The organism is Pseudomonas sp. G2-4 (assembly GCF_030064125.1).
Taxonomy (GTDB): Bacteria; Pseudomonadota; Gammaproteobacteria; order Pseudomonadales; family Pseudomonadaceae; genus Aquipseudomonas.
In genome coordinates this window covers 529,968-556,951 of record NZ_CP125957.1, presented here as the reverse complement: position 1 = coordinate 556,951, position 26,984 = coordinate 529,968, and the positions used below count along the sequence as shown (strand labels likewise).

Annotated in this window: 20 protein-coding genes; 14 read left to right on the top strand and 6 right to left on the bottom strand. The window is 61.3% G+C overall.

Annotated features, from left to right (window positions below; all coding sequences use genetic code 11):
* Positions 1-50: 50 nt before the first annotated feature.
* Both gbdR and QNH97_RS02440 read right to left on the bottom strand, forming a co-directional pair.
* The gene (gene gbdR / locus QNH97_RS02445) at positions 51-1,154 is read right to left on the bottom strand and encodes a choline metabolism transcriptional regulator GbdR (RefSeq protein WP_283555445.1); all 1,104 of its coding nucleotides are present in this window, start codon (positions 1,152-1,154) and stop codon (positions 51-53) included.
* A gap of 438 nt (positions 1,155-1,592) precedes the next feature.
* Positions 1,593-2,969: an L-serine ammonia-lyase gene (locus QNH97_RS02440; protein WP_283555444.1), complete on the bottom strand. Its 1,377-nt coding sequence runs from the start codon at positions 2,967-2,969 to the stop codon at positions 1,593-1,595.
* A gap of 428 nt (positions 2,970-3,397) precedes the next feature.
* Between QNH97_RS02440 and QNH97_RS02435 the strand changes: the two genes are divergently transcribed.
* The 12 genes from QNH97_RS02435 (at position 3,398) to yccS (ending at position 21,073) form a co-directional block, all read left to right on the top strand.
* Entirely contained in the window at positions 3,398-4,345 is a 948-nt protein-coding gene (locus QNH97_RS02435; RefSeq protein ID WP_283555443.1) for a choline ABC transporter substrate-binding protein, read from the top strand.
* Between the two features lie 68 nt (positions 4,346-4,413).
* Positions 4,414-5,259 carry a choline ABC transporter permease subunit gene (choW, locus tag QNH97_RS02430; protein WP_283555442.1) on the top strand — a complete coding sequence of 282 codons (846 nt, stop codon included), beginning with the start codon at positions 4,414-4,416 and terminating at the stop codon, positions 5,257-5,259.
* On the top strand, positions 5,256-6,434 hold the full coding sequence (gene choV, locus QNH97_RS02425; RefSeq protein WP_283555441.1) for a choline ABC transporter ATP-binding protein: 1,179 nt from the start codon (positions 5,256-5,258) through the stop codon (positions 6,432-6,434). Before choW ends, choV begins: the two co-directional genes overlap by 4 nt.
* Positions 6,435-6,867: 433 nt before the next feature.
* The gene (gene betI / locus QNH97_RS02420; RefSeq protein ID WP_123416122.1) at positions 6,868-7,488 is read left to right on the top strand and encodes a transcriptional regulator BetI; all 621 of its coding nucleotides are present in this window, start codon (positions 6,868-6,870) and stop codon (positions 7,486-7,488) included.
* 79 nt (positions 7,489-7,567) lie between these two features.
* Positions 7,568-9,040 carry a betaine-aldehyde dehydrogenase gene (gene betB, locus QNH97_RS02415; RefSeq protein ID WP_283555440.1) on the top strand — a complete coding sequence of 491 codons (1,473 nt, stop codon included), beginning with the start codon at positions 7,568-7,570 and terminating at the stop codon, positions 9,038-9,040.
* 214 nt (positions 9,041-9,254) lie between these two features.
* Positions 9,255-10,958, top strand: a complete 1,704-nt coding sequence (gene betA / locus QNH97_RS02410; RefSeq protein WP_283555439.1) for a choline dehydrogenase — start codon at positions 9,255-9,257, stop codon at positions 10,956-10,958.
* 230 nt (positions 10,959-11,188) lie between these two features.
* Positions 11,189-12,631, top strand: a complete 1,443-nt coding sequence (locus tag QNH97_RS02405) for a TldD/PmbA family protein (RefSeq protein WP_283555438.1) — start codon at positions 11,189-11,191, stop codon at positions 12,629-12,631.
* The gene (locus QNH97_RS02400; RefSeq protein ID WP_283555437.1) at positions 12,631-13,968 is read left to right on the top strand and encodes a TldD/PmbA family protein; all 1,338 of its coding nucleotides are present in this window, start codon (positions 12,631-12,633) and stop codon (positions 13,966-13,968) included. The genes QNH97_RS02405 and QNH97_RS02400 overlap by 1 nt, the downstream gene beginning before the upstream one ends.
* A 202-nt stretch (positions 13,969-14,170) precedes the next feature.
* Entirely contained in the window at positions 14,171-15,598 is a 1,428-nt protein-coding gene (gene mdtD, locus QNH97_RS02395; RefSeq protein ID WP_283555436.1) for a multidrug transporter subunit MdtD, read from the top strand.
* A 344-nt stretch (positions 15,599-15,942) separates the two neighbouring features.
* Positions 15,943-17,280 carry an ATP-dependent RNA helicase DbpA gene (dbpA, locus tag QNH97_RS02390; RefSeq protein ID WP_283557418.1) on the top strand — a complete coding sequence of 446 codons (1,338 nt, stop codon included), beginning with the start codon at positions 15,943-15,945 and terminating at the stop codon, positions 17,278-17,280.
* A gap of 152 nt (positions 17,281-17,432) precedes the next feature.
* A complete protein-coding gene (locus QNH97_RS02385) occupies positions 17,433-18,611 on the top strand; it encodes a BaiN/RdsA family NAD(P)/FAD-dependent oxidoreductase (RefSeq protein ID WP_283555435.1) in 1,179 nt (392 codons plus the stop codon).
* Positions 18,612-18,889: 278 nt separating this feature from the next.
* Positions 18,890-21,073 (top strand): YccS family putative transporter, encoded by a 2,184-nt coding sequence (yccS, locus tag QNH97_RS02380; RefSeq protein WP_283555434.1) that lies wholly within the window; start codon positions 18,890-18,892, stop codon positions 21,071-21,073.
* A gap of 121 nt (positions 21,074-21,194) precedes the next feature.
* Here the strand turns inward: yccS and QNH97_RS02375 are convergent, their stop codons facing one another.
* The gene (locus tag QNH97_RS02375) at positions 21,195-21,932 is read right to left on the bottom strand and encodes a substrate-binding periplasmic protein (RefSeq protein WP_283555433.1); all 738 of its coding nucleotides are present in this window, start codon (positions 21,930-21,932) and stop codon (positions 21,195-21,197) included.
* A gap of 259 nt (positions 21,933-22,191) precedes the next feature.
* On the opposite strand from QNH97_RS02375, the gene QNH97_RS02370 reads away from it, so the two are divergent.
* Positions 22,192-22,644: a GNAT family N-acetyltransferase gene (locus QNH97_RS02370; protein ID WP_283555432.1), complete on the top strand. Its 453-nt coding sequence runs from the start codon at positions 22,192-22,194 to the stop codon at positions 22,642-22,644.
* Positions 22,645-22,742: 98 nt separating this feature from the next.
* On the opposite strand, the gene QNH97_RS02365 is transcribed toward QNH97_RS02370, so the two are convergent.
* Genes QNH97_RS02365 through QNH97_RS02355 form a run of 3 tightly spaced genes read right to left on the bottom strand, consistent with a single transcriptional unit; the run spans position 22,743 to position 25,712 of the window.
* Positions 22,743-23,039, bottom strand: a complete 297-nt coding sequence (locus QNH97_RS02365) for a winged helix-turn-helix domain-containing protein (RefSeq protein ID WP_283555431.1) — start codon at positions 23,037-23,039, stop codon at positions 22,743-22,745.
* 4 nt (positions 23,040-23,043) lie between these two features.
* Positions 23,044-23,547 (bottom strand): M48 metallopeptidase family protein, encoded by a 504-nt coding sequence (locus QNH97_RS02360; RefSeq protein ID WP_283555430.1) that lies wholly within the window; start codon positions 23,545-23,547, stop codon positions 23,044-23,046.
* Between the two features lie 41 nt (positions 23,548-23,588).
* A complete protein-coding gene (locus QNH97_RS02355) occupies positions 23,589-25,712 on the bottom strand; it encodes a putative bifunctional diguanylate cyclase/phosphodiesterase (protein WP_283555429.1) in 2,124 nt (707 codons plus the stop codon).
* Between the two features lie 321 nt (positions 25,713-26,033).
* Between QNH97_RS02355 and QNH97_RS02350 the strand changes: the two genes are divergently transcribed.
* The gene (locus tag QNH97_RS02350) at positions 26,034-26,702 is read left to right on the top strand and encodes a polysaccharide lyase family 7 protein (protein WP_283555428.1); all 669 of its coding nucleotides are present in this window, start codon (positions 26,034-26,036) and stop codon (positions 26,700-26,702) included.
* Positions 26,703-26,984: the final 282 nt, after the last annotated feature.

The following is a 26,984-nucleotide window of genomic DNA, read 5'->3' as shown; positions in this document are numbered from 1 at the left end:
GGGACTGCTTCGCAGTCCAGCGGGAGCAAGCTCCCTCGCCACAAAAGCTGCTAGAGCCTCACGCTGGCAAACGTCGACTCATTACGCGCCTGGCTCAACGCCGACAGCGGGCCGGACAGCGGCGACAGCACCAAGGCCTGTGGCAACGGCATCATTGCCACCTGTTGCGTGGTATTGGAGCCTACGCGCTCGTCGCGCGGTGGAATGCCGAAGTATTCGCGGTAGCACTTGGAGAAGTGCGGCGTGGAGACGAAGCCGCATACCGACGCCACTTCGATGATCGACATCGGCGTCTGCTTGAGCAGTTGCCGTGCACGAATCAGCCGCAACTTGAGGTAATAGCGCGACGGCGAGCAATGCAGGTACTTCTGGAACAAGCGCTCCAGCTGACGCCGGGACACGGCGACGTACACCGCCAACTCGTCCAGGTCGATCGGTTCTTCGAGGTTGGCTTCCATCAGCGCGACGATTTCCTGCAACTTCGGCTGGTTGGTGCCGAGCATGTGCTTGAGCGGCACACGCTGGTGATCCTGCTCGTTGCGGATACGCTCATAGACAAACATTTCGGAGATCGCGGCCGACAGTTCACGACCGTGATCGCGGCTGATCAGGTGCAGCATCATATCCAACGGCGCGGTGCCACCGGAGCTGGTGAAGCGGTTGCGGTCGAGGGTGAACAGACGGGTGCTCATCGATACCCGTGGAAAAGCTTCCTGCATCGCGGCCAGGCATTCCCAGTGCACGCTGCAATCGAAACCGTCCAGCAGACCGGCACAGGCCAAGGCCCAACTGCCGGTGCACACCGCACCCAGTCGACGGGATTGACGGGCCTGGCCTTGCAGCCATGACACGTGTTCGCGGGTCACGGTGCGCTGGATACCGATACCACCACACACGATGACGGTGTCCAGTGCCGGCGCCTTGTGCATGGAGGCGTCCGGGGTGATCTGCAAACCGTCGCTGGCCCAGACCTGTCCGCCATCGACAGTGAGGGTGGTCCAGCGATATAGCTCGCGGCCCGACAACTGGTTGGCCATGCGTAGCGGTTCTACCGCGGACGCCAGGGAAATCAGCGTGAAATTGTCCAGCAGCAAAAAGCCGATGGATTGAGGCGCACGGTTCTGGGGTTGGGCCCCGGAGTTGGTCGTCGTCATCGCGGTATCTCCTCACACAAGCGGGTGATGGCCTCAGGCGGAGGCTCTTTTTATTGGTTTTGCCATCGTTCTCCACGAAGGAGACGGGCTTTACAGCGATAGAGCAATTGCCATGCCTAAATTGGATGCGCGTTCAATAAATCCTGAAAACGACATCGCGACCGGTCTATATAAGGCCCGCGTTGAGGGCCGCTTATAAGCGCTATCAATGACGGCTGGCACCTGTCACAGCAAGCCGTGAGCAGTTCGGTAGCACTTGTGGGAACTGGGCTGCGGGGCTTGCGCAACAGGTATCACACAAGTGCAGATGACGAACGGTCGAGCGGCGTACAACGGCTGGCCCGACCGTTTGTCTCTTGTCTGTTTGCGACGCGCTAAAAGGTGGCGTTTTTCAGGATGGGTGTGCATTTTGCGAGCGATTTTTCAAGTGCTTGTGGATCAGCACTCCACCGCACTGACCGCCAAGCCACCGCGCGAGGTTTCTTTGTATTTGTCATGCATGTCGGCGCCGGTATCGCGCATGGTGCGGATCACCCGGTCCAGGGAGATGAAATGCTGGCCGTCACCGCGCAGCGCCATTTGCGCGGCATTGATGGCTTTCACTGCGGCAATCGCATTGCGCTCGATGCACGGCACCTGCACCAGGCCGCCCACCGGGTCGCAGGTCAGGCCAAGGTTGTGTTCCAGGCCGATTTCCGCCGCGTTGCACAGTTGCTCCGGCGTGGCGCCAAGAATTTCCGCCAGTCCCGCCGCCGCCATGGCGCAGGCCGAACCCACTTCGCCCTGGCAACCCACTTCGGCGCCAGAGATCGAGGCGTTTTTCTTGCACAGGATCCCTACCGCCGCCGCGCTGAGGAAGTAATCCACCACGTTGGCGTCAGTGACCACTTCGCTGAATTTCATGAAGTAATGCAACACCGCCGGAATGATCCCCGCCGCGCCATTGGTCGGCGCCGTGACCATGCGCCCGCCGGCGGCGTTTTCTTCGTTGACCGCCAGGGCGAAAAGATTGACCCACTCCATGGCGCTCAGGGTCGAGCCAATGACATTGGGCTTGTTCAGCTCTTGCAGGCTGCGGTGCAACTTGGCCGCACGCCGGCGCACATTCAAACCGCCAGGCAGGATGCCTTCATGCTTGAGGCCCTGCTCGACGCAGTCCTGCATGGCCCGCCAGAGTTTCATCAGGCCATTGCGGATCTCTTCTTCCGAACGCCAGACCTTTTCGTTGGCCATCATCAACTCGGCCACCCGCAGGTTATGGGTGCGGCACAGGTTGAGCAGCTCTTCGGCGCTGGAAAAATCGTAAGGCAGTTCGGTGCGGTCCAGGTCCACCACGCCGCTGGACGCCTGGGCCTCATCGACGACAAAGCCACCACCCACTGAATAATAGGTATCACGGTGCAACTCGCCGTTGTCGCCCTCGGCCACCAGCGTCATCGCGTTGGGGTGGAACGGCAGGTTCTCGTCGATCAGTCGCATGTCCCGGGACCAGATGAAAGGCACCGGCAGCCGACCGCCCAGCAACAAGGTCTGGGTTTCACGCAGCAACTCGATGCGCGGGCCGATCTGCGACGGATCGATTGCGTCCGGCCATTCGCCCATCAGGCCCATGATCACCGCGTTGTCGCTGCCATGGCCGATACCGGTGGCCGACAGTGAACCGTAGAGCTGAACTTCCAGGCGCGCGACTTGCTCCAAAAGACCCCGCTCACGCAAGACTTGCGCGAATAACGCTGCGGCGCGCATTGGGCCGACGGTGTGTGAGCTGGACGGACCAATACCGATTTTGAACAGGTCGAATACGCTGATTGCCATGGCAGAGAACCTCCAGAACGGGCACATCCGGGCGCAAGAGCGCCCGGTGACGGAGCTGCTACGCTCAACGCCGGGATGCCCGCATCATCCGTTTTTTGCTTTGGAGGTCGACGTCTGACACCGACGCAATCATGCCCAGCAACGCCGCCAGGCTTTTACCCCGGTTTTACGCCGTTTTTTTGCAGATCAGAGGGCTGCCGAGGCCGGAAAAAACCTATAAACGACGTCACCGACACTGGATGCGACCCTCCCTGTACTGGATACGACCCACCCTGTAGGCGTCAGATTTGCACTGGTACATGATCGGTTACGGCTCGTTTGCAAGGCCGCGTGTCAGAGAGTGCCCACGCGCCACCAACCGCAACATCCAAAAGAAGCGCGCGGCTGTCCTGATCGGACACCGCCGAGAAAACACCAGGAGTCCACCCATGAAAGGTTCCAAGCCGTTGTTGTTGGCCGCCATGCTGAGTCTTCCGATGCTGGCCAACGCTGCAGAACCCGCACAGTGCAGCACCGTCAACTTCTCCGACGTCGGCTGGACCGACATCACCGTGACCACCGCCACCACCAGCGTGGTTCTCGACGCTCTGGGCTACAAGACCAAGACCACCATGATTTCCGTGCCCGTGACGTACAAGTCCCTGGCCGACGGCAAGAACATGGACGTATTCCTCGGCAACTGGATGCCGACCATGGAAAACGACATCAAGGCCTACCGCGAAGCCGGCACCGTGGAAACCGTGCGCACCAACCTCAAGGGCGCCAAGTACACCCTCGCCGTGCCTCAGGCCCTGTACGACAAGGGGCTGCATGACTTCGCCGACATCCCCAAATTCAAGAAAGAACTGGACGGCAAGATCTACGGGATCGAGCCCGGTAACGACGGCAACCGCCTGATCCAGAGCATGATCGAAAAGAACGCCTTTGGCCTGAAGGACGCAGGTTTCAAGGTCGTCGAGTCGAGTGAAGCGGGCATGCTTTCGCAGGTCGACCGCGCCTCCAAGCGCGGCACCGATGTGGTGTTCCTCGGCTGGGCACCACACCCGATGAACACGCGCTTCCAGATTCAATACCTGACCGGCGGCGACGATTTCTTCGGCCCGGACTTCGGTGCCGCCACCGTGGCGACCAACACCCGCAAGGGCTACAGCCAGGAATGCAGCAACGTCGGCCAACTGTTGAAAAACCTTGAATTCACCGTCGACATGGAAAGCACGCTGATGGGCAACGTGCTCGACGACAAGATGAAACCTGAAGCCGCCGCCAAGGCCTGGCTGAAGAAAAACCCACAGGTACTCGATACCTGGCTCGCTGGCGTGACCACCATTGACGGTAAACCAGGCCTGGAGGCCGTGAAAGCCAAGCTCGCGCAGTAACGCTTTTATGCCGGGCGGGTTTTCACTCGCCCGGGCTGTTTATCCCTTGCATGCGGACGTTCACTACCATGCTGATTGATCAGAAAATACCCTTAGGCCAGTACATCGCGAGCTTCGTCGAATGGTTGACGCAAAATGGCGCCGACACCTTCGACGCGATCGCGCTGTTTCTGGAAACGATGATTCACGGCGTGACGTTCGCGCTGACCTGGTTCAACCCACTGGCCTTGATCGGCCTCATCGCACTGCTGGCTCACTTTATCCAACGCAAATGGGGCCTGACCGTCTTCGTCATCGCCTCCTTCCTGCTGATCCTGAACCTGGGTTACTGGCAGGAGACCATGGAAACCCTCGCCCAAGTGCTGTTCGCGACCCTGGTCTGCGTACTGATCGGCGTGCCGCTGGGCATTATTGCCGCGCACAAGCCGATGTTCTACACACTGATGCGTCCGGTGCTCGATCTGATGCAAACCGTACCGACCTTCGTGTACCTCATTCCTACCCTGACCCTTTTCGGTCTGGGTGTGGTCCCAGGCCTGATCTCCACGGTGGTGTTCGCGATTGCCGCGCCCATTCGCTTGACCTACCTGGGTATCCGCGACGTTCCGGAGGAACTGATGGACGCCGGCAAAGCCTTTGGCTGCTCCCGTCGCCAGCTCCTGTCGCGCATTGAACTACCCCACGCGATGCCAAGCATCGCGGCCGGCGTTACCCAGTGCATCATGCTGTCGTTGTCGATGGTGGTGATCGCCGCACTGGTGGGCGCCGACGGCCTGGGCAAACCCGTGGTCAACGCACTGAACACCGCCGATATCGCCCTGGGCTTCGAAGCTGGCCTGGCGATCGTACTGCTGGCGATCATGCTCGACCGAATCTGCAAGCAACCCGACGCTAAAGTAGGGGGTGACGCATGAGCATAATCCGCTTCGAAGAAGTCGACGTGATCTTCTCCAAGGATCCACGCGAGGCCCTGAAACTGCTCGACCAGGGCATGACCCGCAACGAAATCCTGAAGAAAACCGGGCAAATCGTTGGCGTTGAAAAAGCCAGCCTGGATGTCGAAAAAGGCGAAATCTGCGTGTTGATGGGCCTGTCCGGCTCCGGCAAATCCAGCCTCCTGCGCTGCATCAACGGCTTGAACACCGTGAGTCGCGGCAAGTTGTTCGTCGAACACGAAGGCCGGCAGATCGACATCGCCTCCTGCACCCCCGCCGAATTGAAGATGATGCGCACCAAACGCATCGCCATGGTGTTCCAGAAGTTCGCCCTGATGCCTTGGCTGACGGTGCGCGAGAACATCAGCTTCGGCCTGGAAATGCAGGGCCGCCCGGAGAAGGACCGACGCAAGCTGGTGGATGAGAAGCTTGAGCTGGTGGGCCTGACCCAATGGCGCAACAAGAAACCCAACGAGTTGTCCGGCGGCATGCAGCAACGGGTCGGCCTGGCCCGCGCCCTGGCAATGGACGCCGACATCCTGCTGATGGACGAACCCTTCTCGGCCCTCGACCCGCTGATTCGCCAAGGCCTGCAGGATGAACTGCTGGAGCTGCAACGCAAGCTGAGCAAGACCATCGTGTTCGTCAGCCACGACCTCGACGAAGCCCTGAAGCTGGGCAGTCGCATCGCGATCATGAAAGACGGCCGGATCATCCAATACAGCAAGCCGGAAGAAATCGTATTGAATCCGGCGGACGACTACGTGCGCACCTTCGTTGCCCACACCAACCCGCTCAACGTACTTTGCGGGCGCAGCCTGATGCGCACCCTGGATAACTGCAAGCGCATCAATGGATCGGTGTGCCTGGACCCGGGCGGCGATTCCTGGCTCGACCTGGCCGAGGGCAACACCATCAAGGGCGCCCGCCAGAACGGCGCGGCGCTGGACCTGCAAAACTGGGCACCGGGCCAAGCCGTCGAAGAACTGGGTCGCCGGCCGACCCTGGTGGATTCCAATATCGGCATGCGCGACGCCTTGCAGATCCGCTACCAGACCGGCAATAAACTGGTGCTGCACGATAACCAGAAAGTCGTCGGGATCCTGGGTGACAGCGAGCTGTACCACGCCCTGCTCGGCAAGAACCTGGGCTGAGCCCAACCCCCACAAAAACGCCGCGAGAGGATCGCGGCGTTTTTGTTTGTGCAGACATTCCGCCCTGACACTGCCCCCCTGTGGCGAGGGAGCTTGCTCCCGCTCGGCTGCGCAGCAGCCGTAAACCGGTTGACTCGGTACAGCTGAAAACCTCCGGTGCCTGATTGGGGTCGCTTCGCAACCCAGCGGGAGCAAGCTCCCTCGCCACACAACCGTTTGCTCGGCATCCAACCGACGAGTGTTATAAAGACATCCCGAAAAAGTCCTCGCCCCTGATGCTGCGGGTTTTCACACAAGGAAATCCCGGCAAACAGCGATGACTTGTCATAGAACTTTGTTTTTGTTGATTGAACGTTCAATCAAAACAAAATAGACTGGCTTTCAATCCGGCAGGCGACACTCGCCCACCGGATGGCCTAAGGAGATGTGCTAGATGCCCAAGGTCGGTATGCAACCCATCCGCCGCCAGCAATTGATCGAAGCCACGCTGCAAGCGGTCGATCAGGTCGGGATGGGGGACGCCAGCATTGCGCTGATCGCCCGTTTGGCCGGTGTTTCCAACGGCATCATCAGTCACTACTTTCAGGACAAGAATGGCCTGATCGCGGCCACGGCCCAGTATCTGATGACTGTCCTGAGCGAGAACGTCACCGCGCGCCGTCGCGCGCTTGAGGATTCGAGCCCGCGGGCTCACTTGAAGGTGATCATCGAAGGCAACTTCGACGCCAGCCAGGTCAATGGCCCGGCAATGAAAACCTGGCTGGCCTTCTGGGCCACCAGCATGCATCACCCGTCATTGCACAGGTTGCAGCGGATCAACGATCACCGTCTGTATTCCAACCTGTGCAGTCAGTTCCGCCGCGTGCTGCCCCTCGATGAGGCTCGCAGCGCGGCACGGGGCCTGGCCGCCCTGATTGACGGTTTGTGGCTGCGCGGGGCGCTGTCGGGAGACGCGTTCGATACCGCCCAGGCACACCGGATCGCTTACGAATACATGGATTTCCAATTGGCCAAAGCAGGGGCACCAGAGCACACAGAACCGCTCGGCTCCTGAACCGTCGCCGAACTGCGTAGTCAGCTGTAAACGACACGCCCGGTGGCCAGCCAACCACTTATGCACTTGCGAGGACTTTATGGCCCGTTTCGAACTGCAAAAACTCTACATCGATGGCGCGTACAGCGATGCCAGCGGCGACGCCACTTTCGAAGCCATCAACCCTGCCAACGGTGAAGTGCTTGCCCAAGTACAGCGTGCGACGAAAGAAGACGTCGAGCGCGCCGTAGTCAGCGCCGAAAAGGGCCAGAAAGTCTGGGCCGCCATGACCGCCATGCAGCGTTCGCGCATCCTGCGCCGCGCCGTGGACATCCTGCGCGAGCGCAACGATGAGCTGGCCGCCCTGGAAACCCTGGACACCGGCAAGGCCTACTCCGAAACCCGCTACGTCGACATCGTCACCGGCGCCGACGTGCTGGAGTACTACGCCGGCCTGGTGCCTGCCATCGAAGGCGAGCAGGTTCCGCTGCGCACCACTTCGTTTGTCTACACCCGCCGCGAGCCCTTGGGCGTGGTGGCCGGTATCGGCGCGTGGAACTACCCGATCCAGATCGCCCTGTGGAAATCGGCACCGGCCCTGGCGGCCGGCAACGCGATGATCTTCAAACCGAGCGAAGTCACCTCGCTGACCACCCTGAAACTGGCCGAAATCTACACCGAAGCCGGCGTTCCAGCGGGTGTATTCAACGTCCTGACCGGCAGCGGCCGTGAAGTCGGCACCTGGCTGACCGAGCATCCGCGCATCGAGAAAATTTCCTTCACCGGTGGCACCGACACCGGCAAGAAAGTCATGGCCAGCGCCTCGAGTTCTTCGCTCAAGGACGTGACCATGGAGCTGGGCGGCAAGTCGCCGCTGATCATCTTCGACGACGCCGACCTGGATCGCGCCGCCGACACCGCGATGATGGCCAACTTCTACAGCTCCGGCCAAGTCTGCACCAACGGCACCCGCGTATTCGTCCCGAGCCACCTCAAGGCCGCCTTCGAAGCCAAGATCGCCGAGCGTGTGGCGCGTATCCGCATCGGCAATCCAGAGGACGAAAACACCAACTTCGGCCCACTGGTGAGCTTCGCCCACATGGAAAGCGTGTTGGGCTACATCGAGAAAGGCAAGGTTGAGGGCGCGCGCCTGCTGTGCGGCGGCACTCGTTTGACCGACGGCGAATTGGCCAAGGGTGCGTTCGTGGCCCCGACCGTGTTCACCGACTGCACCGACGAGATGACCATTGTGCGTGAAGAAATCTTCGGCCCGGTGATGAGCATCCTCAGCTATGAAACCGAAGAAGAAGTGATCCGCCGCGCCAACGACACCGACTTCGGCCTGGCCGCTGGCGTCGTGACCCGCGACCTGAACCGCGCTCACCGGGTGATCCACCAGCTCGAAGCAGGTATTTGCTGGATCAACGCCTGGGGCGAATCGGCGGCTGAAATGCCGGTCGGTGGCTACAAGCAATCGGGCGTGGGCCGTGAGAACGGCCTCAGTTCGCTGAACAACTTCACGCGCATCAAGTCGGTACAGGTCGAGTTGGGCGATTACGCGTCGGTGTTCTGATCTGACAAGAGGCCTTGAGTGAACGCTGTTGTGGCGAGGGAGCTTGCTCCCGCTGGGCTGCGAAGCAGCCCCGACTTCAGGCACCACAGTCATTCAGACAGACCACAGTCGCAGATCTTGCGACTGCTGCGCAGCCGAGCGGGAGCAAGCTCCCTCGCCACCAAGGCACTCGGCAACCGCGACCTGAACCCAATTCAAAAAGAGGGTGCATTTCATGTCCCACGTATTCGATTACATCATCATCGGTGCCGGCTCGGCCGGTAACACCCTGGCCACCCGCCTGACCGAAGACGAGGGCGTCACCGTCCTGCTGCTCGAGGCCGGCGGCCCGGACTATCGCCTGGACTTCCGCACGCAAATGCCCGCCGCCCTGGCGTTCCCGCTGCAGGGCCGGCGCTACAACTGGGCCTACGAGACCGACCCGGAGCCGCACATGAACGGTCGCCGGATGGAGTGCGGTCGAGGCAAGGGCCTGGGCGGTTCTTCGCTGATCAACGGCATGTGCTACATCCGCGGCAACGCCCTGGATTACGACAACTGGGCCAAACTGCCTGGCCTGGAAGACTGGGCCTATCCGGACTGCCTGCCGTACTTCCGCAAAGCCGAAACCCGCGACATCGGTCCGAACGACTATCACGGCGGTGACGGCCCGGTCAGCGTGACCACGCCCAAGGCCGGTAACAACCCACTGTTCCACGCCATGGTCGAAGCCGGCGTACAGGCCGGTTACCCGCGTACCGACGACCTCAACGGCTACCAGCAAGAAGGTTTCGGCCCGATGGACCGCACCGTCACGCCCAACGGCCGTCGCGCCAGCACCGCGCGCGGTTACCTGGACATCGCCAAGAAGCGCTCGACGCTGACCATCGTCACCCACGCCCTGACCGACAAGATCGTGTTCGAAGGCAAACGTGCCGTCGGCGTGCGTTACCTGGTGGGGGCTGCCGAAGAGCGCGTCGAGGCCCGGGCGCGCAAGGAAGTGCTGCTGTGTTCCGGCGCCATCGCCTCGCCCCAGATCCTGCAACGCTCCGGCGTCGGTCCGGCCAAATTGCTGGAAAGCCTCGACATCCCGGTGGTCCACGACCTGCCGGGCGTCGGCGAAAACCTCCAGGATCACCTTGAGCTTTACCTGCAATACGCCTGCACCCAACCGGTTTCGCTGTACCCGTCGCTGCTCTGGTACAACCAGCCGGCCATTGGTGCCGAGTGGCTGTTCAACGGCACCGGCATCGGCGCCAGCAACCAGTTCGAGGCCGGCGGTTTCATCCGCACCCGACCGGATTTCGATTGGCCGAACATCCAGTATCACTTCCTGCCGGTGGCGATTAACTACAACGGCAGCAACGGGGTGAAGGAACATGGCTTCCAGGCGCACATGGGTTCCATGCGTTCGCCAAGCCGTGGCCGGGTCCAGGTCAAGTCCAAGGACCCACGCCAGTACCCGAGCATCCTGTTCAACTACATGGCCACCGAGCAAGACTGGCAAGAATTTCGCGACGGCATCCGCCTGACCCGCGAGATCATGCAACAGCCGGCGCTCGACCCGTTCCGTGGTCGCGAGATCAGCCCGGGCATCGAGGTGCAGACCGACGAGCAACTCGACCAGTTCATCCGCGAACACGCCGAAACCGCGTTCCACCCCTCCTGCTCGTGCAAGATGGGCACCGACGACATGGCGGTGGTGGATGGTGAAGGTCGTGTGCATGGCATGCAGGGACTGCGCGTGGTGGATGCCTCGATCATGCCGATCATCACCACCGGCAACCTGAACGCGCCGACGATCATGATCGCCGAGAAAATCGCCGACAAGATCCGTGGTCGCAAGCCATTGCCACGCAGCACCGCGCCGTACTACATCGCTGGCGACGCGCCGGTGCGTGGTAAGCCGATGCGTGAAGTGGGGCCTACTGCCCAGTAAGGCGCCACACCGCCATCGCGAGCAAGCTCGCTCCCACATTGGATCTGCGGCAGACACAGATTTTGTGCCTGACAACCGTCAACTGTGGGAGCGAGCTTGCTCGCGATGGCGTCCGACCTGACACCCAAATTCCCTTCTACCTTGATCCCTCCCCCGCCCAGGCCTAATCTAGAGCCGCCGCGTCAAAGCACCGCACTGCGCCGTACCCTCGCTCCAGACAAGGAGGTTCCATGTTCGACTTCCACACCCAGCTCAAGCAGCGTTTTGCTGCCTTGCGCACGGGCGCTGAATTTTTTTCCCTGCGTTACGTGCGCGAGTCCGGCCAGCATTTGTCGGTGCGCAAGAATGTCGCCGAACCGCCCAGCCTGGGCCGTGATGAAGGCGCGATGCTCACCGCACGGGTCAATGGCGTCGAGGCGTATGCCGCCACCAACGATCTGTCCCAGGCCGGCCTGCAAGCAGCGCTGGAGCGGGCCGAGCAACAAGCCCGCCGGCTCAAGCCCCATGCCCTGCTCGACTTGCGCGAGCAACCGGTGTCCAGCGACTGCGCTGATTACTGCTCGCCCCATTTCGACCAGACCTTCCCATCCCTGAGCGATTGCTACCAGTTGCTCGGCGACGAATCGGCTGCGGTGCCCCAGGACGAGCGACTGGTGAACTGGCAAGTCAGCATCGGCCTGACCCAGGTCGAGCAGATCTACCTCAACAGCGCCGGCGCCGAACTGCGCCAGGCCCAGCGCTTTATCTATCCATCCCTGGAGGTCACCGCCTTCGACGGTCACGACAGCCAGACCCGCACCCTGGGCCGGGAAAACTTCGGCCAGCAAGGTGGCTTCGATGTGATCAGCCGCTGCGGCCTGATCGGCGCCGCACCGAAGATCGCCGACCAGGCCCTGCAATTGCTGATGGCGCCGAACACTCCCCAAGGCCCCCGTGACCTGCTGCTGATGCCCGACCAGATGATGCTGCAGATCCACGAGTCCATCGGCCATCCGCTAGAGCTGGACCGCATCCTGGGGGACGAGCGCAATTACGCTGGCACCAGCTTCGTCAAGGCCAGTGACTTCGGACACCTGCAATACGGTTCCAGTCTCTTGAACGTGACGTTCGACCCGAATATTCCCGAGGAACTGGCGAGCTACAGCCATGACGACGACGGTACCGCCGCCAGCAAACAATTCCTGATTCGCGAAGGCCGGCTCCTGCGTCCATTGGGCGGAGCGCTGTCGCAATTCCGCGCCGGCCTGGACGGTGTCGCCAACAGCCGCGCCTGCGGCTGGAACCGCCCGCCCATCGACCGCATGGCGAACCTGAACATCGAACCCGGCGACCAGTCCCTGGAACAGCTGATCCAAGGCACCGAGCGCGGCGTGCTGATGCGCACCAACCGTTCCTGGTCCATTGATGATGCCCGCAACAAATTCCAGTTCGGCTGCGAATGGGGCCAGTTGATCGAAAACGGTGAGCTCAAGGGCGTGGTGAAAAACCCCAACTACCGGGGCATTTCCGCATACTTCTGGAAGAGCCTGCGGGCCGTGGGCGATACCAGCACCTTCCAGGTCCTCGGCACGCCGAACTGTGGCAAGGGCGAACCAAACCAGGTCATCCGCGTCGGCCATGCGTCACCGGCCTGCGTGTTCAGCAATGTTGATGTGTTTGGGGGAGATGCCTGATGAGTACAGTCAATAATCAGGCTGGGGCGTTCAAGGCGCTGGTCGACTGGCTGCGCGATGCCCTGCATGAGCCTGAACAGTTCACCCTCGGCTACGCCGCCGAGTCCTCGGCCTTCGTGCGCTTCAATCACGGCAAGGTCCGCCAGGCCGGGCAGGTGCAACAAGCCAACGTCAGCTTCAAACTGATCGACGACGGGCGTCATGCCGACTTGCAGATCACCTTGTCCGGCGAAACCGAGACGGACCTGCAACGCCTGGCCGAAGGCCTGCAACAGTTGCGCGAAACCTTGCCGCTGCTGCCCCGCGATCCGTACCTGCTGCTCAACCACAACCACTGGCAGAGCCACAACGTACAAGACCACCCGCTGCCGGACACCGAGCAGGCCGTGGCGGAAATCACCCGCGCCGCCGAAGGCCTGGACTTGGTGGGATTCTACGCCGCCGGGCCCATCAGCCGCGGTTTTGCCAGTTCTTCGGGGGCGTTCGGCTGGCATCAGGCCAATAGCTTCAACTTCGATTTCAGCCTGTTCCATGAAAACGGCCAAGCCGTGAAAGCCAGTTACGCCGGGCACGAATGGAGCAGCGAAGGGTTTGCCCAGCGCTTCGAACAGGCCCGTCAGCAACTGGCGTTTCTGGGCCGGCCATTGCGAACGCTGCCGCCCGGCGAATACCGCGCCTACTTGGCGCCGGCCGCGCTGGAGGAGATCATGGGCATGCTCAGTTGGGGCGGATTCTCGGCCCGGGCGATTGCCAGCAAGCAGAGTCCGTTGCAGAAATTCTACGCCAGCGAAGCCGGCTTCAGCCCCATCGTGTGGCTGCGCGAACAGGTCAGCGGCTCCTTGAGCCCGGCGTTCTCCGACGAAGGTTATCCCCGCGATGACCTGGCGCTGATTGCCAAGGGCACGGCCAATGCGCGGCTGGTCAACTCCCGCAGCGCTGCTGAATATGGCCTCACCGCCAACGGCGCCAGCAGCTATGAATACCCCACGGCGCTGGTCATGCAAGAAGGACTGCTGGAGCAGAAAGACGTCCTCGAACGCCTCGGCACCGGGCTGTACATCAGCAATCTCTGGTACCTGAACTACTCGGACCAGCCCGCCGCACGCCTGACCGGCATGACTCGCTTTGCCACGTTCTGGGTCGAGAACGGCCAGATTGTGGCGCCGGTCAGCACCATGCGCTTTGATGACAGTGTCTACAGCCTGCTCGGCTCACAACTCGAAAGCCTGACCCGAGAGCGGGAACTTCTGCTCTCGGCCAGCACCTACAGCCAGCGGGCCACGGCCTCGATGCTGTTGCCGGGGGCGCTGGTCAAGCGGTTGACCTTGACGTTGTAATACCGGAGTTCGACCTTGTACCCCTGTGGCGAGGGAGCTTGCTCCCGCTCGACTGCGCAGCAGTCGCAAAACCCTGCTGACCCAACGCACCTGAAACACCGCGGTGCCTGGTTTTAGGGTTGCTTCGCAACCCAGCGGGAGCAAGCTCCCTCGCCACAACAGCGGCACCTGTTCCTGATCAACACGCCATACAAGAGGTCCCATGCCCAACCGCGCCCCGCTCGACGCCGTCACCGCCCGCTGGCTTCCGTGGGTCGTGGCGATCGCCTTCTTCATGCAGTCCCTGGACGGGACCATCCTCAACACCGCCTTGCCCGCCATGGCCAGTGACCTGGCGGAAAACCCGCTGCGCATGCAAGGCGTGATCATCGCTTACATGCTCACCGTGGCGCTGCTGATCCCGGCCTCGGGCTGGATCGCCGACCGCTTTGGCACCAAGAAGATTTTCTTCGGCGCGATCCTGCTGTTCAGCTTCGGCTCGCTGCTGTGTGCCCTGTCCAACTCTTTGAGCATGCTGATTGGCGCCCGGGTCGTCCAGGGCTTGGGCGGCGCGCTGATGTTGCCAGTGGGCAGGCTGGTGGTGTTGCGGGCCTACCCGCGCTCGGAGCTGGTGCGGATCATGGGTTTCATCACCATTCCCGGCCTGCTCGGCCCGCTGATCGGCCCGACCATGGGGGGTTGGATGGTGGAGTACCTGACCTGGCACTGGATCTTCATCATCAACCTTCCGGTGGGCGTGATCGGTTGTTATGCGGTGTGGAAGTTCATCCCCGACCTGCGCGGCAGCGAGCGCACGCGTTTCGATGGCCTGGGTTTCCTGCTGTTCGGCGCGGCGATGGTGCTGATCACCGTCGCCATGGAAGGCCTGGGTGAACTGCACCTGCCGCACCTGCGAGTGATGTTGCTGTTGTTCGGTGGCATGGCGTGCCTGGCAGCCTATTGGCTGCGGGCCGGGCACGTCGAGAACGCGCTGTTCCCGCCATCACTGTTCAAGACTCGGACCTTCGCCGTGGGCATCCTTGGCAACCTGTTTGCCCGCCTGGGCAGCGGTGCCCTACCGTTCCTGGTGCCGTTGCTGCTGCAAGTGGCGCTGGGTTACTCGCCGTCCCAGGCCGGGATGAGCATGCTGCCCCTGGCGGCGGCGGCCATGGTTGCCAAGTCCGTGGCCCGGCCGCTGATCGAACGCCTGGGCTATCGCATCGTCCTGACCGGCAACACCCTGGCCCTGGGCCTGATGCTGGCGAGCATGGGCCTGGTCAGCGAACAGACGCCGTACTGGCTATTGCTGGCGCAACTGGCGGTGCTCGGGGCGATCAACTCGCTGCAATTCACCGCGATGAATACCGTGACCCTGATCGACCTGGACGACGCCAGCGCCAGCAGCGGCAACAGCCTGTTGTCGGTGGTGGCGCAGCTGTCCCTGAGCCTCGGCGTGGCCTGCGCCGGTGCCTTGCTCGGCGGCTTTACCGCCCAGGTCGGTAACGACGGGGTGGACACGGTGCTGGGGGCGTTCCAGCTGACGTTCGTGACGGTGGGGATCATGGCGATGCTGGCGGCAACGATCTTTTCCCAGCTGTCGAAGCAGGATGGGCGACGCGCCAAGCGGCCGGATGAGCATATCGAGCATTAGAGCCCCTTGGATCCCCGTGGCGAGGGAGCTTGCTCCCGCTCGGCTGCGCAGCAGTCGTAATCCAGGCGACGCGATCTTTCAGTCACACCGTGTTGGCCGGTTTGGGGGCGCTTCGCACCCCAGCGGGAGCAAGCTCCCTCGCCACAGGGGTTAACCATCCCCCGGACCAAGCAGGGGCCCCGTGAGTTTCCCAGTTTTACGTGCTGGCGAATCACACCACAGCTCGTCCAGAACTTTCGAAAAAAGTGGCACGAGGCTGCTACACTGCGCGACATTTTGTTTTGCAGGCCAGTCCCGTGACCACCATTGCCACCGCTTTTAATACTTTGCCGCTGTCCGCCGCCATGCTGGCTAACCTCGAATCACTCGGTTATGCCCAGATGACGCCGATCCAGGCGCAGAGCTTGCCGGTGATTCTCAAGGGCATGGACCTGATCGCCCAGGCCAAGACCGGCAGCGGCAAGACCGCGGCTTTTGGCATCGGCCTGCTGAACCCAATCAACCCGCGCTTCTTCGGCTGCCAGGCGCTGGTGATGTGCCCGACCCGCGAGCTGGCCGACCAGGTGGCCAAGGAAATCCGTCGCCTGGCCCGCGCCGAAGACAACATCAAGGTCCTGACCCTGTGCGGTGGCGTGTCGTTCGGCCCGCAGATCGCCTCCCTGGAACACGGTGCCCACATCATCGTCGGCACGCCCGGGCGTATCCAGCAGCACCTGCGCAAGGGCTCGCTGGTGCTCGACGGCCTCAACACGCTGATCCTCGACGAAGCCGACCGCATGCTCGACATGGGCTTCTACGACGCCATCGAAGACATCATCCAGCAGACCCCGGAACGCCGTCAGACGCTGCTGTTCTCGGCCACGTACCCGGTGGGCATCAAGCAACTGTCCTCCAAGTTCATGCGTAACCCGCAGCAAGTGAAGGCCGAGGCGTTTCACTCCGATGCGCAGATCGAGCAGCGTTTCTACGAGATCTCCCCCGAGGAGCGCATGGACGCGGTGGTCAAGGTGCTGGCGCATTTCCGTCCGGCCTCCTGCGTGGCGTTCTGCTTCACCAAGCAGCAGGTCCAGGAAACCGTCGATCACCTGACGTCCAAAGGCATTTCCGCCGTCGGCCTGCATGGCGACCTGGAACAGCGTGACCGTGACCAGGTGCTGGCCATGTTCGCCAACCGCAGCACTTCAGTGCTGGTGGCCACCGACGTCGCGGCCCGTGGCCTGGACATCGACGCCCTGGACATGGTGATCAACGTCGAGCTGGCCCGGGATTCGGAAATCCATATCCACCGTGTGGGTCGCACTGGCCGCGCCGGGGAAAAAGGGATTGCCATCAGCCTGGTGGCGCCGTCCGAAGCCCACCGCGCCCAGGCCATCGAGCAACTGCAGAAGTCACCGCTGAGCTGGGATCAACTGGATAACCTCAAGTCCCAGGGCGGCGCCCCGCTGCTGCCGGCCATGAGCACCCTGTGCATCGGTGCCGGCCGCAAAGACAAAGTCCGCCCCGGTGACATCCTCGGCGCCCTGACCGGCGACGCCGGCATCCCCGGTGCCCAGGTCGGCAAGATCGCGATTTTCGATTTCCAGGCCTACGTGGCCGTGGAACGCGGCATCGCCAAACAGGCGCTGCAACGCCTGAACGATGGCAAAATCAAGGGCCGGTCGTTGCGGGTGCGGATCCTGTAAAGCGATCTTCAACCCAACAGAGATCAAACTGTGGGAGCGAGCTTGCTCGCGATAGCGGAGGATCAGCGGCATTGATGCTGCTTGACACGCCGCCATCGCGAGCAAGCTCGCTCCCACATTCAGTTATGTGGGAAAGCTGAGAGGACACCGTTTTGCGCTCTACCGAAGTCGTGATCATTGGCGCCGGCGCCGCAGGGTTGATGTGCGCGCTGACCGCCGCCGCGCGCGGGCGGCAGGTGCTGTTGCTGGACCACGCCAACAAGGCCGGCAAGAAAATCCTCATGTCGGGGGGTGGACGCTGCAATTTCACCAACATGTACACCGAGCCGAGCAATTTCCTCTCGCATAACTCACACTTCTGCAAATCGGCCCTGGCCCGCTACACCCAGTGGGATTTCATCGCCCTGGTGGCCAAGCACGGGGTGCCCTATCACGAGAAGAAGCTGGGACAGTTGTTCTGCGATAACAAGTCCAGCGACATCCTCGGCCTGCTACTCGATGAATGCGAACAGGCCGGCGTCAACCTGCACCTGGACACCTCGATCACGCAGATCGAAAAAGCCGCCAGCGGCTACCTGTTGCAAACCACCCTAGGGACTATCGCCTGCCAATCCTTGGTGATCGCCACGGGCGGACTGTCGATCCCGACCCTGGGAGCGACCGGTTTCGGCTATCAGGTGGCGAAACAGTTTGGGCATGAATTGCTGCCGACCCGCGCCGGTCTGGTGCCATTCACCATTACCGATCAGCTCAAGACGCTGTGCACCGAACTCTCGGGCACCTCGGTCGATTGCCTGGTGAGCTGCAACGACCAGAGTTTTCGCGAGAACATCCTGTTTACCCACCGCGGCCTGAGCGGCCCGGCGATCTTGCAGATTTCCTCGTTCTGGGAGCCGGGAGACACGGTGCAGATCAACCTGCTGCCAGACCACGACGTGCCGCAATGGCTGCAACAGCAACAGGCCGAACGCCCCAACAGCGAACTGAAAACCCTGCTGGGCGAGCTGTTCACCAAGAAAATGGCCAACTTGCTGGCCGACACCTGGTTCGTCTCCAAACCCATGAAGCAATACACCCACGCGGAACTGGCGGACATTGCCGAAAAACTGGCGAGCTGGAATGTCGTCCCGGCGGGCACCGAGGGCTACCGCACCGCCGAAGTCACCTTGGGCGGCGTCGACACTCGGGAGGTTTCGTCCAAAACCATGGAATCCCTGAAAAGCCCCGGGCTGTATTTCATTGGCGAAGTGCTGGACGTCACCGGTCACCTGGGTGGGTTCAACTTCCAGTGGGCCTGGGCGTCGGGATATGCGGCGGCGCAGTACGTCTGATTCCAACCTATGTCGGGCCTGCCATTGTGGCGAGGGAGCTTGCTCCCGCTCGACTGCGCAGCAGTCGCAAAACAAGCACCGCGCTCTGTCTGAATAAACTCAGTGCATAAAGGAAGGGGGCTGCTTCGCAGCCCAGCGGGAGCAAGCTCCCTCGCCACAGGAAAGTGGTGTCAGGTGCATCCCGGAACACTTTTTGCTGCCAGATGTGATCACCGCCATTGCGTCGGCGTCATTACTGCCTCAATTTAGCGTCATTGCCCGTCAGGCCCGTGCACTTCATGTCATCGACCTCGTTTAGCCAGTCTCTGCGTCGCCTTTGGGCGTTGGATAAGTTCAGTTATAGCGTGCGGGTGTTCATCGCCCTGACCGGCAGCATGGGGCTGTGCTGGTATCTGGATGAGATGGCGCTGCTGATTCCCCTGTTCCTCGGCATCATCGCCAGCGCCCTGGCCGAGACCGACGACAGTTGGCAGGGCCGCCTCAATGCGCTGGCCGTGACCCTGGTGTGTTTCACCGTCGCGGCACTGTCGGTGGAGTTGCTGTTCCCCTACCCCGTCCTGTTCATTATCGCCCTGGCCCTGGCGAGCTTCGGCCTGACGATGCTCGGCGCCCTGGGTGAACGCTATGGCGCGATTGCCTCGGCCACCTTGATTCTGTCGGTCTATACCGTGATCGGCGTGGACCAACGCGGTGGCGCGGTCACCGATTTCTGGCACGAGCCCCTGCTGCTGGTGGCCGGCGCCGCGTGGTATGGCCTGCTCTCGGTGCTGTGGCACGCGCTGTTTTCCAACCAACCGGTGCAGCAAAGCCTGGCGCGGCTGTTTCGCGAGCTGGGACGTTACCTGAAACTCAAATCGTTGCTCCTGGAGCCGATCCGCCAGCTGGATGTCGAAGCCCGCCGCCTGGAACTGGCCCAGCAGAACGGTCGGGTGGTTGCGGCCCTCAACAGTGCGAAGGAAGTCATCCTGCACCGCGTGGGCAATGGCCGACCGGGTTCTAAAGTCAGCCGCTACCTGAAGCTGTACTTCCTGGCCCAGGACATCCACGAACGCGCCAGTTCCTCCCATTACCCCTACAACGCGTTGGCCGAGGCCTTCTTCCACAGCGATGTGCTGTTCCGCTGCCAGCGCCTGCTGCGCCAGCAAGGCAAGGCCTGCCAGGCGTTGGCCGAGTCGATCCAGCTGCGCCAACCCTTCGTCTACGACCACACCTTCGCTGAAGCCCTCAACGATCTGCATGCATCGCTGGAACACCTGCGCATCCAGAGCAACCCGGCCTGGCGCGGCCTGCTGCGTTCGTTGCGGGCACTGGCAGCGAACCTTGGCACCATGGACCGCCTGCTCAGCGATGCGAGCAACCCCGACGCCCTGGCCGACGCCACCGACAGCAGCCTGTTGGACCGTTCACCCCGGAGTCTCAAAGACGTCTGGCTGCGCCTGCGCACGCAACTAACGCCCACCTCGCTGCTGTTCCGTCATGCCCTGCGCCTGCCCCTGGCCCTGAGCGTGGGCTACGCCATGGTGCATCTGATCCACCCATCCCAAGGCTATTGGATCATCCTCACCACGCTATTCGTCTGCCAACCCAACTACGGTGCCACCCGGCGCAAGCTTGGCCAGCGGATTATCGGTACAGCCATCGGCCTGACCGTGGCCTGGGCGCTGTTCGATCTGTTTCCCAACCCGCTGGTGCAATCGTGCTTCGCCATTGCCGCCGGGGTGGTGTTCTTTACCAACCGCACGACCCGCTACACCCTGGCGACGGCGGCAATCACCATCATGGTGCTGTTCTGCTTCAACCAGGTGGGCGACGGCTACGGGCTGCTGCTGCCGCGACTGTTCGATACCCTGCTCGGCAGCCTGATCGCCGGGCTTGCGGTGTTCCTGTTCCTGCCAGACTGGCAGGGCCGGCGGCTGAACAAGGTGCTGGCCAACACACTGACCTGCAACAGCATCTACCTGCGCCAGATCATGCAGCAATACGCCGCAGGCAAACGTGATGACCTGGCCTATCGCCTGGCCCGCCGCAATGCCCACAACGCCGACGCCGCCCTGTCCACCACCCTGGCAAACATGCTGATGGAGCCGGGGCATTTCCGTAAGGAAGCCGATGTGGGGTTCCGTTTCCTGGTGCTGTCCCACACCTTGCTCAGTTACCTGTCAGGCCTGGGCGCCCACCGGGGTACCGAACTGCCGGTGGATGTGCGCCAGCAGCTGATCGACGGGGCGGGGGTAAAACTGGCAACTAGCATCGACGAAATCGCCCAAGGCCTGGCGAGTAAAACGCCGATTGTGATCCAGAGCGACGAGGAAGAAGCCCTGGCCAACGAGCTTGAGCAGATGCCCGATGACATTGACGAAGGGCAGCGCTTGGTCCAGACGCAATTGGGGTTGATCTGTCGTCAGTTGGGGCCCTTGCGGACCTTGGCGGCGCATTTGATCAAGGACACGGGCGAGGCTTGAGGGCTGGGGTGTTCATAATGGCCTCATCGCGAGCAAGCTCGCTCCCACAGGGTTACGCATTCCAAATGTGGGAGCGAGCTTGCTCGCGATGAGGCCAGTCCAGACACCTCATTCCCTAGGCTCACATCCCATGCTGCTTCAACAGCCGCGCATAACTCCCATCCGCTTTCATCGCCGCAATCTCCCGATCAAACCCCGCCACGATTTGCTCATGCTCCGGATTCTTCAGGCTCACCAGGATGTGCAGGCTGTTTTCACTCAAGGGCTTGGGCAGGAATTCCACAGCGTTACGCACCTTGGCGGATTCGCGGGCCAGGTAATAGCGGGCGACGTATTCGTCTTCCAGGGTCAACTTCACACGGTCGGCCGCCAGCATGCGCACGGCCATCGCGAAGTTATGCACCGGGACTTTCTGCACCTGCTGATCTTCATCGAATTCCTTGGAGTAGGCGTAACCGCGAACCACGGCGATGGGATAGGCATACAGCTGTTGCAGATTGTCGTAGTCGATCGGGGCGTCCTTGCGCTTGATGAAGCGCACGCGGTTGAGCAGGTACTCAGCCGAGAACTGGCCGACATGGGTGCGCTCTTCGCTGTACCAGGCGTTGATCAGCACGTCATAGCGGCCCTCACCGATACCCAGCATCGCCCGGGCCCAGGGCACCTGTTCGAAGTCAGTGGCATAACCGGCCCGAGCCAGGGCTGTGCTGACGATATCGGTCGCCAGACCACCATTGATCAATGTCGAATCGGTGAAGGGCGGCCAACCATCGGCGACCAGCCGCAACTTCTGCGCGCAGGCGTTGTGGCTCAGCAACAGCAACCCGATCAAAGCAAGAGCTCGATGCAATCGCGGCATGCCAAACATCCTTGACGGGTTCAAAGCCCGGTTTGTTTTTAGCCGAAACTCCACGGATATCCACGGATATCCGGTCCTAACGTTAGCTCATTGAAACCGCTGCGCAGCGCTGGATCGAAGATTACACAAAGAAGACCACGCCGTGACAAAGGAATGATGGCATTTTGGTCTTTATCACAGATTTTTGGTAAATCTGCCGAGAGACTTCCGAAGACAGCACGCTTAATATCGGCATCAGGATCTTAAGGAAATTCAAAAAATGGATATCGATTGGGTCTGCAAACACCACAGTGACCTGAGCAAGGAACAGCTATATGCCGTCCTCAAGTTGCGTGCCGAAGTATTCGTCGTCGAGCAGAACTGTGCCTACCCGGACGTCGACGGCCTGGATCTGGAGGGCGACACCTGCCATTTGATGGCGTGGCAGGACAATCATTTGGTGGCCTACCTTCGCCTGCTCGATCCACACTCGCAAAACAGCGACGTGGTGATCGGGCGCGTAATCATCGCCCCGCAAGCGCGCGGCCAGGGGCTGGGTCATAAACTAATGGAACAGGGACTCAAGCAGGCCGAGAAGCACTGGCCCGGTACCTCGATCTCATTATCGGCCCAGTCGCATTTGCAGGGGTATTACGGGCGGTACGGGTTTGAAGTGGTGGGGGTGGAGTATCTGGAGGATGGGATTCCACACATTGGGATGCATCGCCCCTGAGGGCGCCATCGCGAGCAAGCTCGCTCCCACAGGGATACGCATTCCAAATGTGGGAGCGAGCCTGCTCGCGAAGGCGCCAGTCCAGACACCGCGAACATTCAGGGATACTCAAGCACCGCCTTGATCCGCTGCAGGTTCGCCTCGATCCACCGCCGATCAATCGCCCCCCAATCGCGAATCCGATAACGCCCGGCATGGTTGCGGGCGCCTTCTTCCTGCTCGAATTCACACACAATATCCAGGTCCGCCAGCGCCGCGACGGTGTCCTGGGCGGTGCGCCGCGGCATGCCGGTGACTTCGGTGAGCGCGGGGACGTTGCTGGCCAGGCCGCTGTCGATCAGGTAAGCCACGTACAAACGACGATAAAAGCTGCTCTTGGTCTTACTGACGTCCATCCGGTCATTCCTTGTGTTGTTGCAGATCACGCCAGGTCAGGTACACCCGCAAGTCGAATTCCAGCTGGTGATACCCCGGCAACATGTGCTCGCAGAGCTGGTAGAACGCCTTGTTGTGATCCGACTCCTTGAAGTGGGCCAACTCATGCACCACGATCATTTTCAAGAAGTCAGGCGCCGCGTCCTTGAACAACGCTGCGATGCGGATTTCCTTCTTGGCCTTGAGCTTGCCGCCCTGCACTCGTGAGACGGCGGTGTGCAAGCCCAGGGCGCGGTGGGTCAGGTCGAGACGGTTGTCGAAGAGTACTTTGTCGATAGCCGGCGCGTTACGCAGGTATTGTTGCTTGAGGTCCAATGCATAAGCGTACAGGGCCTTGTCGCTCTGGACCGCATGCCGGTCGGGATAGCGTTGGTGCAGATAGTCGCCCAGCCGGTCCTGGGCAATCAATTGCTGCACTTGTGCTTGCAGGGCGGCGGGATAGGCCTGGAGGTATTTGAGCGCAATCATCGGCGGCAACACAGTCACAAAAGGCCGTCAGTGTATCGAATTCAGGCCTGCATCGCGCTCCAGTCAAATGGTTTGGCAAAGGCATCGGTGTCTTCGGCCATCAGCGGTCGCGCCACGAGGAACCCTTGCACATACTCGCAGCCATGGGCCTTGAGCCACAGGTATTGCTCCGATGTCTCGACCCCCTCGGCGATCACCCGCAAGCCCAACTGTATACACAGGTCGATCACCGAAGCGGCCAGCGCCGCGTCCCGGGGCGAGTCCGGCAAACGGGCGATCAAGTGTCGGTCGAGCTTGAGGGTATCGAGTTCAAGGTCACGCAGATGCGTCAGCGAGCATGGCCCGGAACCGAAGTCATCCAGCGCCACCCGGACCCCGAGGTGACGCAGCAGCCGCAGTTGCTTATGGGTTTCGTCGGGGTTGCGCACCAGCGCATCCTCGGTCACCTCCACTTCCAGTTGCCAAGGCTTCAAATCGTGGCGCTCCAGGACCTGGCGCAATTCGGTCACCAGGTTCGGCATGCCAAACTGGGTGCTGCTCAGGCTCACCCCCAACACCAGATCGTCAGCGAACATCCGCTCCCAGATTTTGCGCTGGGCCGCGCTGCGATGATAGATCCAACTGCCCAGCCGACTGATCAACCGCGCCTCTTCCAGCAGTGGCAGGAACAGCCCCGGTGGGACATCGCCGACGCTGGGGTGCTGCCAGCGCAACAACGCCTCGAACCCTCGGATGCGACCGTCGGCAATGGCCACCTGAGGCTGATAGACCATATTGAAGTCACGGTTCTCGATGGCCGAGCGTACGCTTTCCTCGAGCATCAGCCTTGAACGGGCTCGACCGTTCATTTCGTGATCATAAAAACGGTATTGCTGGCGGCCAGCCCGCTTGGCTTCGTACATCGCGATGTCGGACGCACGCAGCAAGCCATCGAGATTTGAACCGCAATCCGGGTAGGTGGCGATGCCGATACTGGCCCCCAGCGCGACATCCATGCCTTCGATCTGCTGACATATCGAGACCCGTTCGATGAGCTTTTCCGCGATCTTGGCCGCGTGCTCCGGCAGCTCCAGGTCCAGCAGGGCCGTGAACTCGTCACCGCCGAGCCGCGCCAGGATGTCGAACGGGCGCAGGCACGCTTTCAATTGTTCCGACACCCAGCGCAACACCCGGTCACCGGCGTCATGGCCCAGTGAATCATTGACTCGCTTGAAGCCGTCCAGATCCAGGTACAGCAGCACCCAGTTGCTTTCCAGGCGCTCACTGCGCATCAACAGGTTTTCCGCCGTCTGATAAAACCCCCTGCGGTTGAGCAAACCGGTCAGCGGGTCAGTGACGGCCTGGAACTCAAGCTGCTGGTGCAAGTGGCGAATGACCGACATGTCCTGAAGTGTCACCACCATCGCCTTCTGCTCGGAGGGCAGTGGTGCACAGGACAAGGCCACCGACACTTGTTGCCCTGGTGCGGTGCGCAGGACAGCATCGTGCAGACGCCAGGTTTCGCCACGGCGATAAGCGCTATGGATATCGGAGGCGCCCCATTCGGGGATGTGGGGCTTCTGCAGGAAGTCCAGGAATGGCATCCCCTGCAATCGCTCGGCGGTAGCGTTGAGCAGACGGCAGGTAGACGGATTGGCGAAGCGGATACAGCCGCTCTCATCCACCACGAGGATCCCTTCGGCGGCATTGTCCAGCACCGAGGCGTTGAACGCCCTGGCCGCTTCCAGATCCTGGCTAAGGCGCTGTAAGGCCCGGCGATTGCGTTGGTGCTCCAGCAACGCCTGGACCTTGGGCTTGAGGATCTGCGGATCGAAAGGCTTGAACAGGTAATCCACGGCGCCACTGGCGTAGCCCTTGATCACCGCATCCTGGGATTGTTCGTTGGCGGTCAGGAAAATGATCGGCGTAAGCCGCGTGCGCTGGCTGCCGCGCATCAGGCGCGCCACTTCGAAGCCGTCCATGTTCGGCATCTGCACATCCAGCAGCACCAGGTCGATATCGTGTTCAAGCAGCAGATTAAGGGCCTCGATACCCGAGGACGCGGTCATCACCTTCCAATCCTGACGCTGCAACAACGCTCGCATGCTGAGCAGGTTTTCGGGGTAATCATCAACAATCAAAAGGACAGAGCTGTCTTCGCCGAGCGGTGGTTGCGCGCATTCCATGCTGCTTCTCTTATCGGGCGCCACGTCCATTTTTTACGTAGCAAAGCGGACAAATACTGTCCCCTCACTCTAGACCGTGATTCACCAAAGCAGTAGGTGTCATCGCGCCATCATCCAGGCAAAGCCCGAATAGCCGACTAACGGTCACCCCCCTCGGGCACAAAACCTGCAACGACACCTACGACAGACAATTGACGTCAATCATCCGCCGGACGGTCATCAAAAAATCATCGCCCTGCGTGATCGATACGCCCAAAAAGCCTGAGCTAGAGGCTCTCGCTGGGCATTCAGCATTTTTACCCCGTTACGTAGGATTCGATCATGATTGATCTAGCAACCTGGAACTTGAGCATCCCCGAAGGCAGCCCACCGACGACCATCGAAACTTCCCAACTGGTGCAAGGGTTCCAAGACGAGTATTTCCATGCCAACACCGGCACAGTGTTCTTCTGGGCACCGGTCACCGGCGCCACGACCGCCAATGCGATTTACCCGCGCAGCGAACTGCGGGAAACCTATAGCAACGGCGCCCAGCGTAACTGGCTGTACTCGGCGGCAGATAACAAACTGAGCGCGACGCTGACCGTCAACCAGGTGCCGAGCACCGGCAAGATCGTGATCGGCCAGATCCACGCAAAAGACAGCACCAGCCCCATGGTAAAACTGGAATACCAGTACAAGACCAAAACCTCCACAGGCAACATCGTCGCCAAGGTGCGCATCCGCCCCGACGACGAAGCAGGCCAGGTCATTACCATCGCCACGGGTATAAAGCTGAATCAGTCGTTCTCGTACCTGATTCACCTGAGCCCGGCCGGTGCGCTGACCATCAATGGTGCCGGTTACCAGTGGAGCACCACCATCAGCACCACCTGGAGCGACAAGCCGCTCTATTTCAAGGCGGGTGTATATGTGCAGGACAACACCGGCTACGTCAGCGAAGGCGGGAAAGTGACGTTCAGCTTGCTGGATATTGACCACAACCTCTAATCGGCTCATGGCGCCACAGCAGCAAGGAATGCTGCTTGCCTGACCCGCCCGCACCCTTCGATATCCGCCTCTCACGCTCGATCAATAACGGAACATGCGTGCGGTGCCATATCGCCATCGTTCAAAAAATTTTCGGACTGCCCGACTAACGGTCATTTATCTCGGGCACCAAAGCGGCAAACGCAACTCTGACGGTCTGCTGACGCCAACCCTCCGCCGGAATCACGTGAAAACGTTCGATCCTGCTTTCGCCTGGCGTCTGCCAAAGCGCGTCTTAGAGCC

Bases quoted from the DNA above. Each gene is read 5' to 3' on its own strand.
- choV (WP_283555441.1), top strand. From the start codon at position 5,256: ATGAGCATAATCCGCTTCGAAGAAGTCGACGTGATCTTCTCCAAGGAT.
- dbpA (WP_283557418.1), top strand. From the start codon at position 15,943: ATGCTGGCTAACCTCGAATCACTCGGTTATGCCCAGATGACGCCGATC.
- QNH97_RS02375 (WP_283555433.1), bottom strand. From the start codon at position 21,932: ATGCCGCGATTGCATCGAGCTCTTGCTTTGATCGGGTTGCTGTTGCTG.
- yccS (WP_283555434.1), top strand. From the start codon at position 18,890: ATGTCATCGACCTCGTTTAGCCAGTCTCTGCGTCGCCTTTGGGCGTTG.
- QNH97_RS02440 (WP_283555444.1), bottom strand. From the start codon at position 2,969: ATGGCAATCAGCGTATTCGACCTGTTCAAAATCGGTATTGGTCCGTCC.
- QNH97_RS02350 (WP_283555428.1), top strand. From the start codon at position 26,034: ATGATTGATCTAGCAACCTGGAACTTGAGCATCCCCGAAGGCAGCCCA.
- QNH97_RS02400 (WP_283555437.1), top strand. From the start codon at position 12,631: ATGAGTACAGTCAATAATCAGGCTGGGGCGTTCAAGGCGCTGGTCGAC.
- betB (WP_283555440.1), top strand. From the start codon at position 7,568: ATGGCCCGTTTCGAACTGCAAAAACTCTACATCGATGGCGCGTACAGC.
- mdtD (WP_283555436.1), top strand. From the start codon at position 14,171: ATGCCCAACCGCGCCCCGCTCGACGCCGTCACCGCCCGCTGGCTTCCG.
- choW (WP_283555442.1), top strand. From the start codon at position 4,414: ATGCTGATTGATCAGAAAATACCCTTAGGCCAGTACATCGCGAGCTTC.
- QNH97_RS02360 (WP_283555430.1), bottom strand. From the start codon at position 23,547: ATGATTGCGCTCAAATACCTCCAGGCCTATCCCGCCGCCCTGCAAGCA.
- QNH97_RS02355 (WP_283555429.1), bottom strand. From the start codon at position 25,712: ATGGAATGCGCGCAACCACCGCTCGGCGAAGACAGCTCTGTCCTTTTG.
- QNH97_RS02435 (WP_283555443.1), top strand. From the start codon at position 3,398: ATGAAAGGTTCCAAGCCGTTGTTGTTGGCCGCCATGCTGAGTCTTCCG.
- betI (WP_123416122.1), top strand. From the start codon at position 6,868: ATGCCCAAGGTCGGTATGCAACCCATCCGCCGCCAGCAATTGATCGAA.
- QNH97_RS02405 (WP_283555438.1), top strand. From the start codon at position 11,189: ATGTTCGACTTCCACACCCAGCTCAAGCAGCGTTTTGCTGCCTTGCGC.
- QNH97_RS02370 (WP_283555432.1), top strand. From the start codon at position 22,192: ATGGATATCGATTGGGTCTGCAAACACCACAGTGACCTGAGCAAGGAA.
- betA (WP_283555439.1), top strand. From the start codon at position 9,255: ATGTCCCACGTATTCGATTACATCATCATCGGTGCCGGCTCGGCCGGT.
- gbdR (WP_283555445.1), bottom strand. From the start codon at position 1,154: ATGACGACGACCAACTCCGGGGCCCAACCCCAGAACCGTGCGCCTCAA.
- QNH97_RS02365 (WP_283555431.1), bottom strand. From the start codon at position 23,039: ATGGACGTCAGTAAGACCAAGAGCAGCTTTTATCGTCGTTTGTACGTG.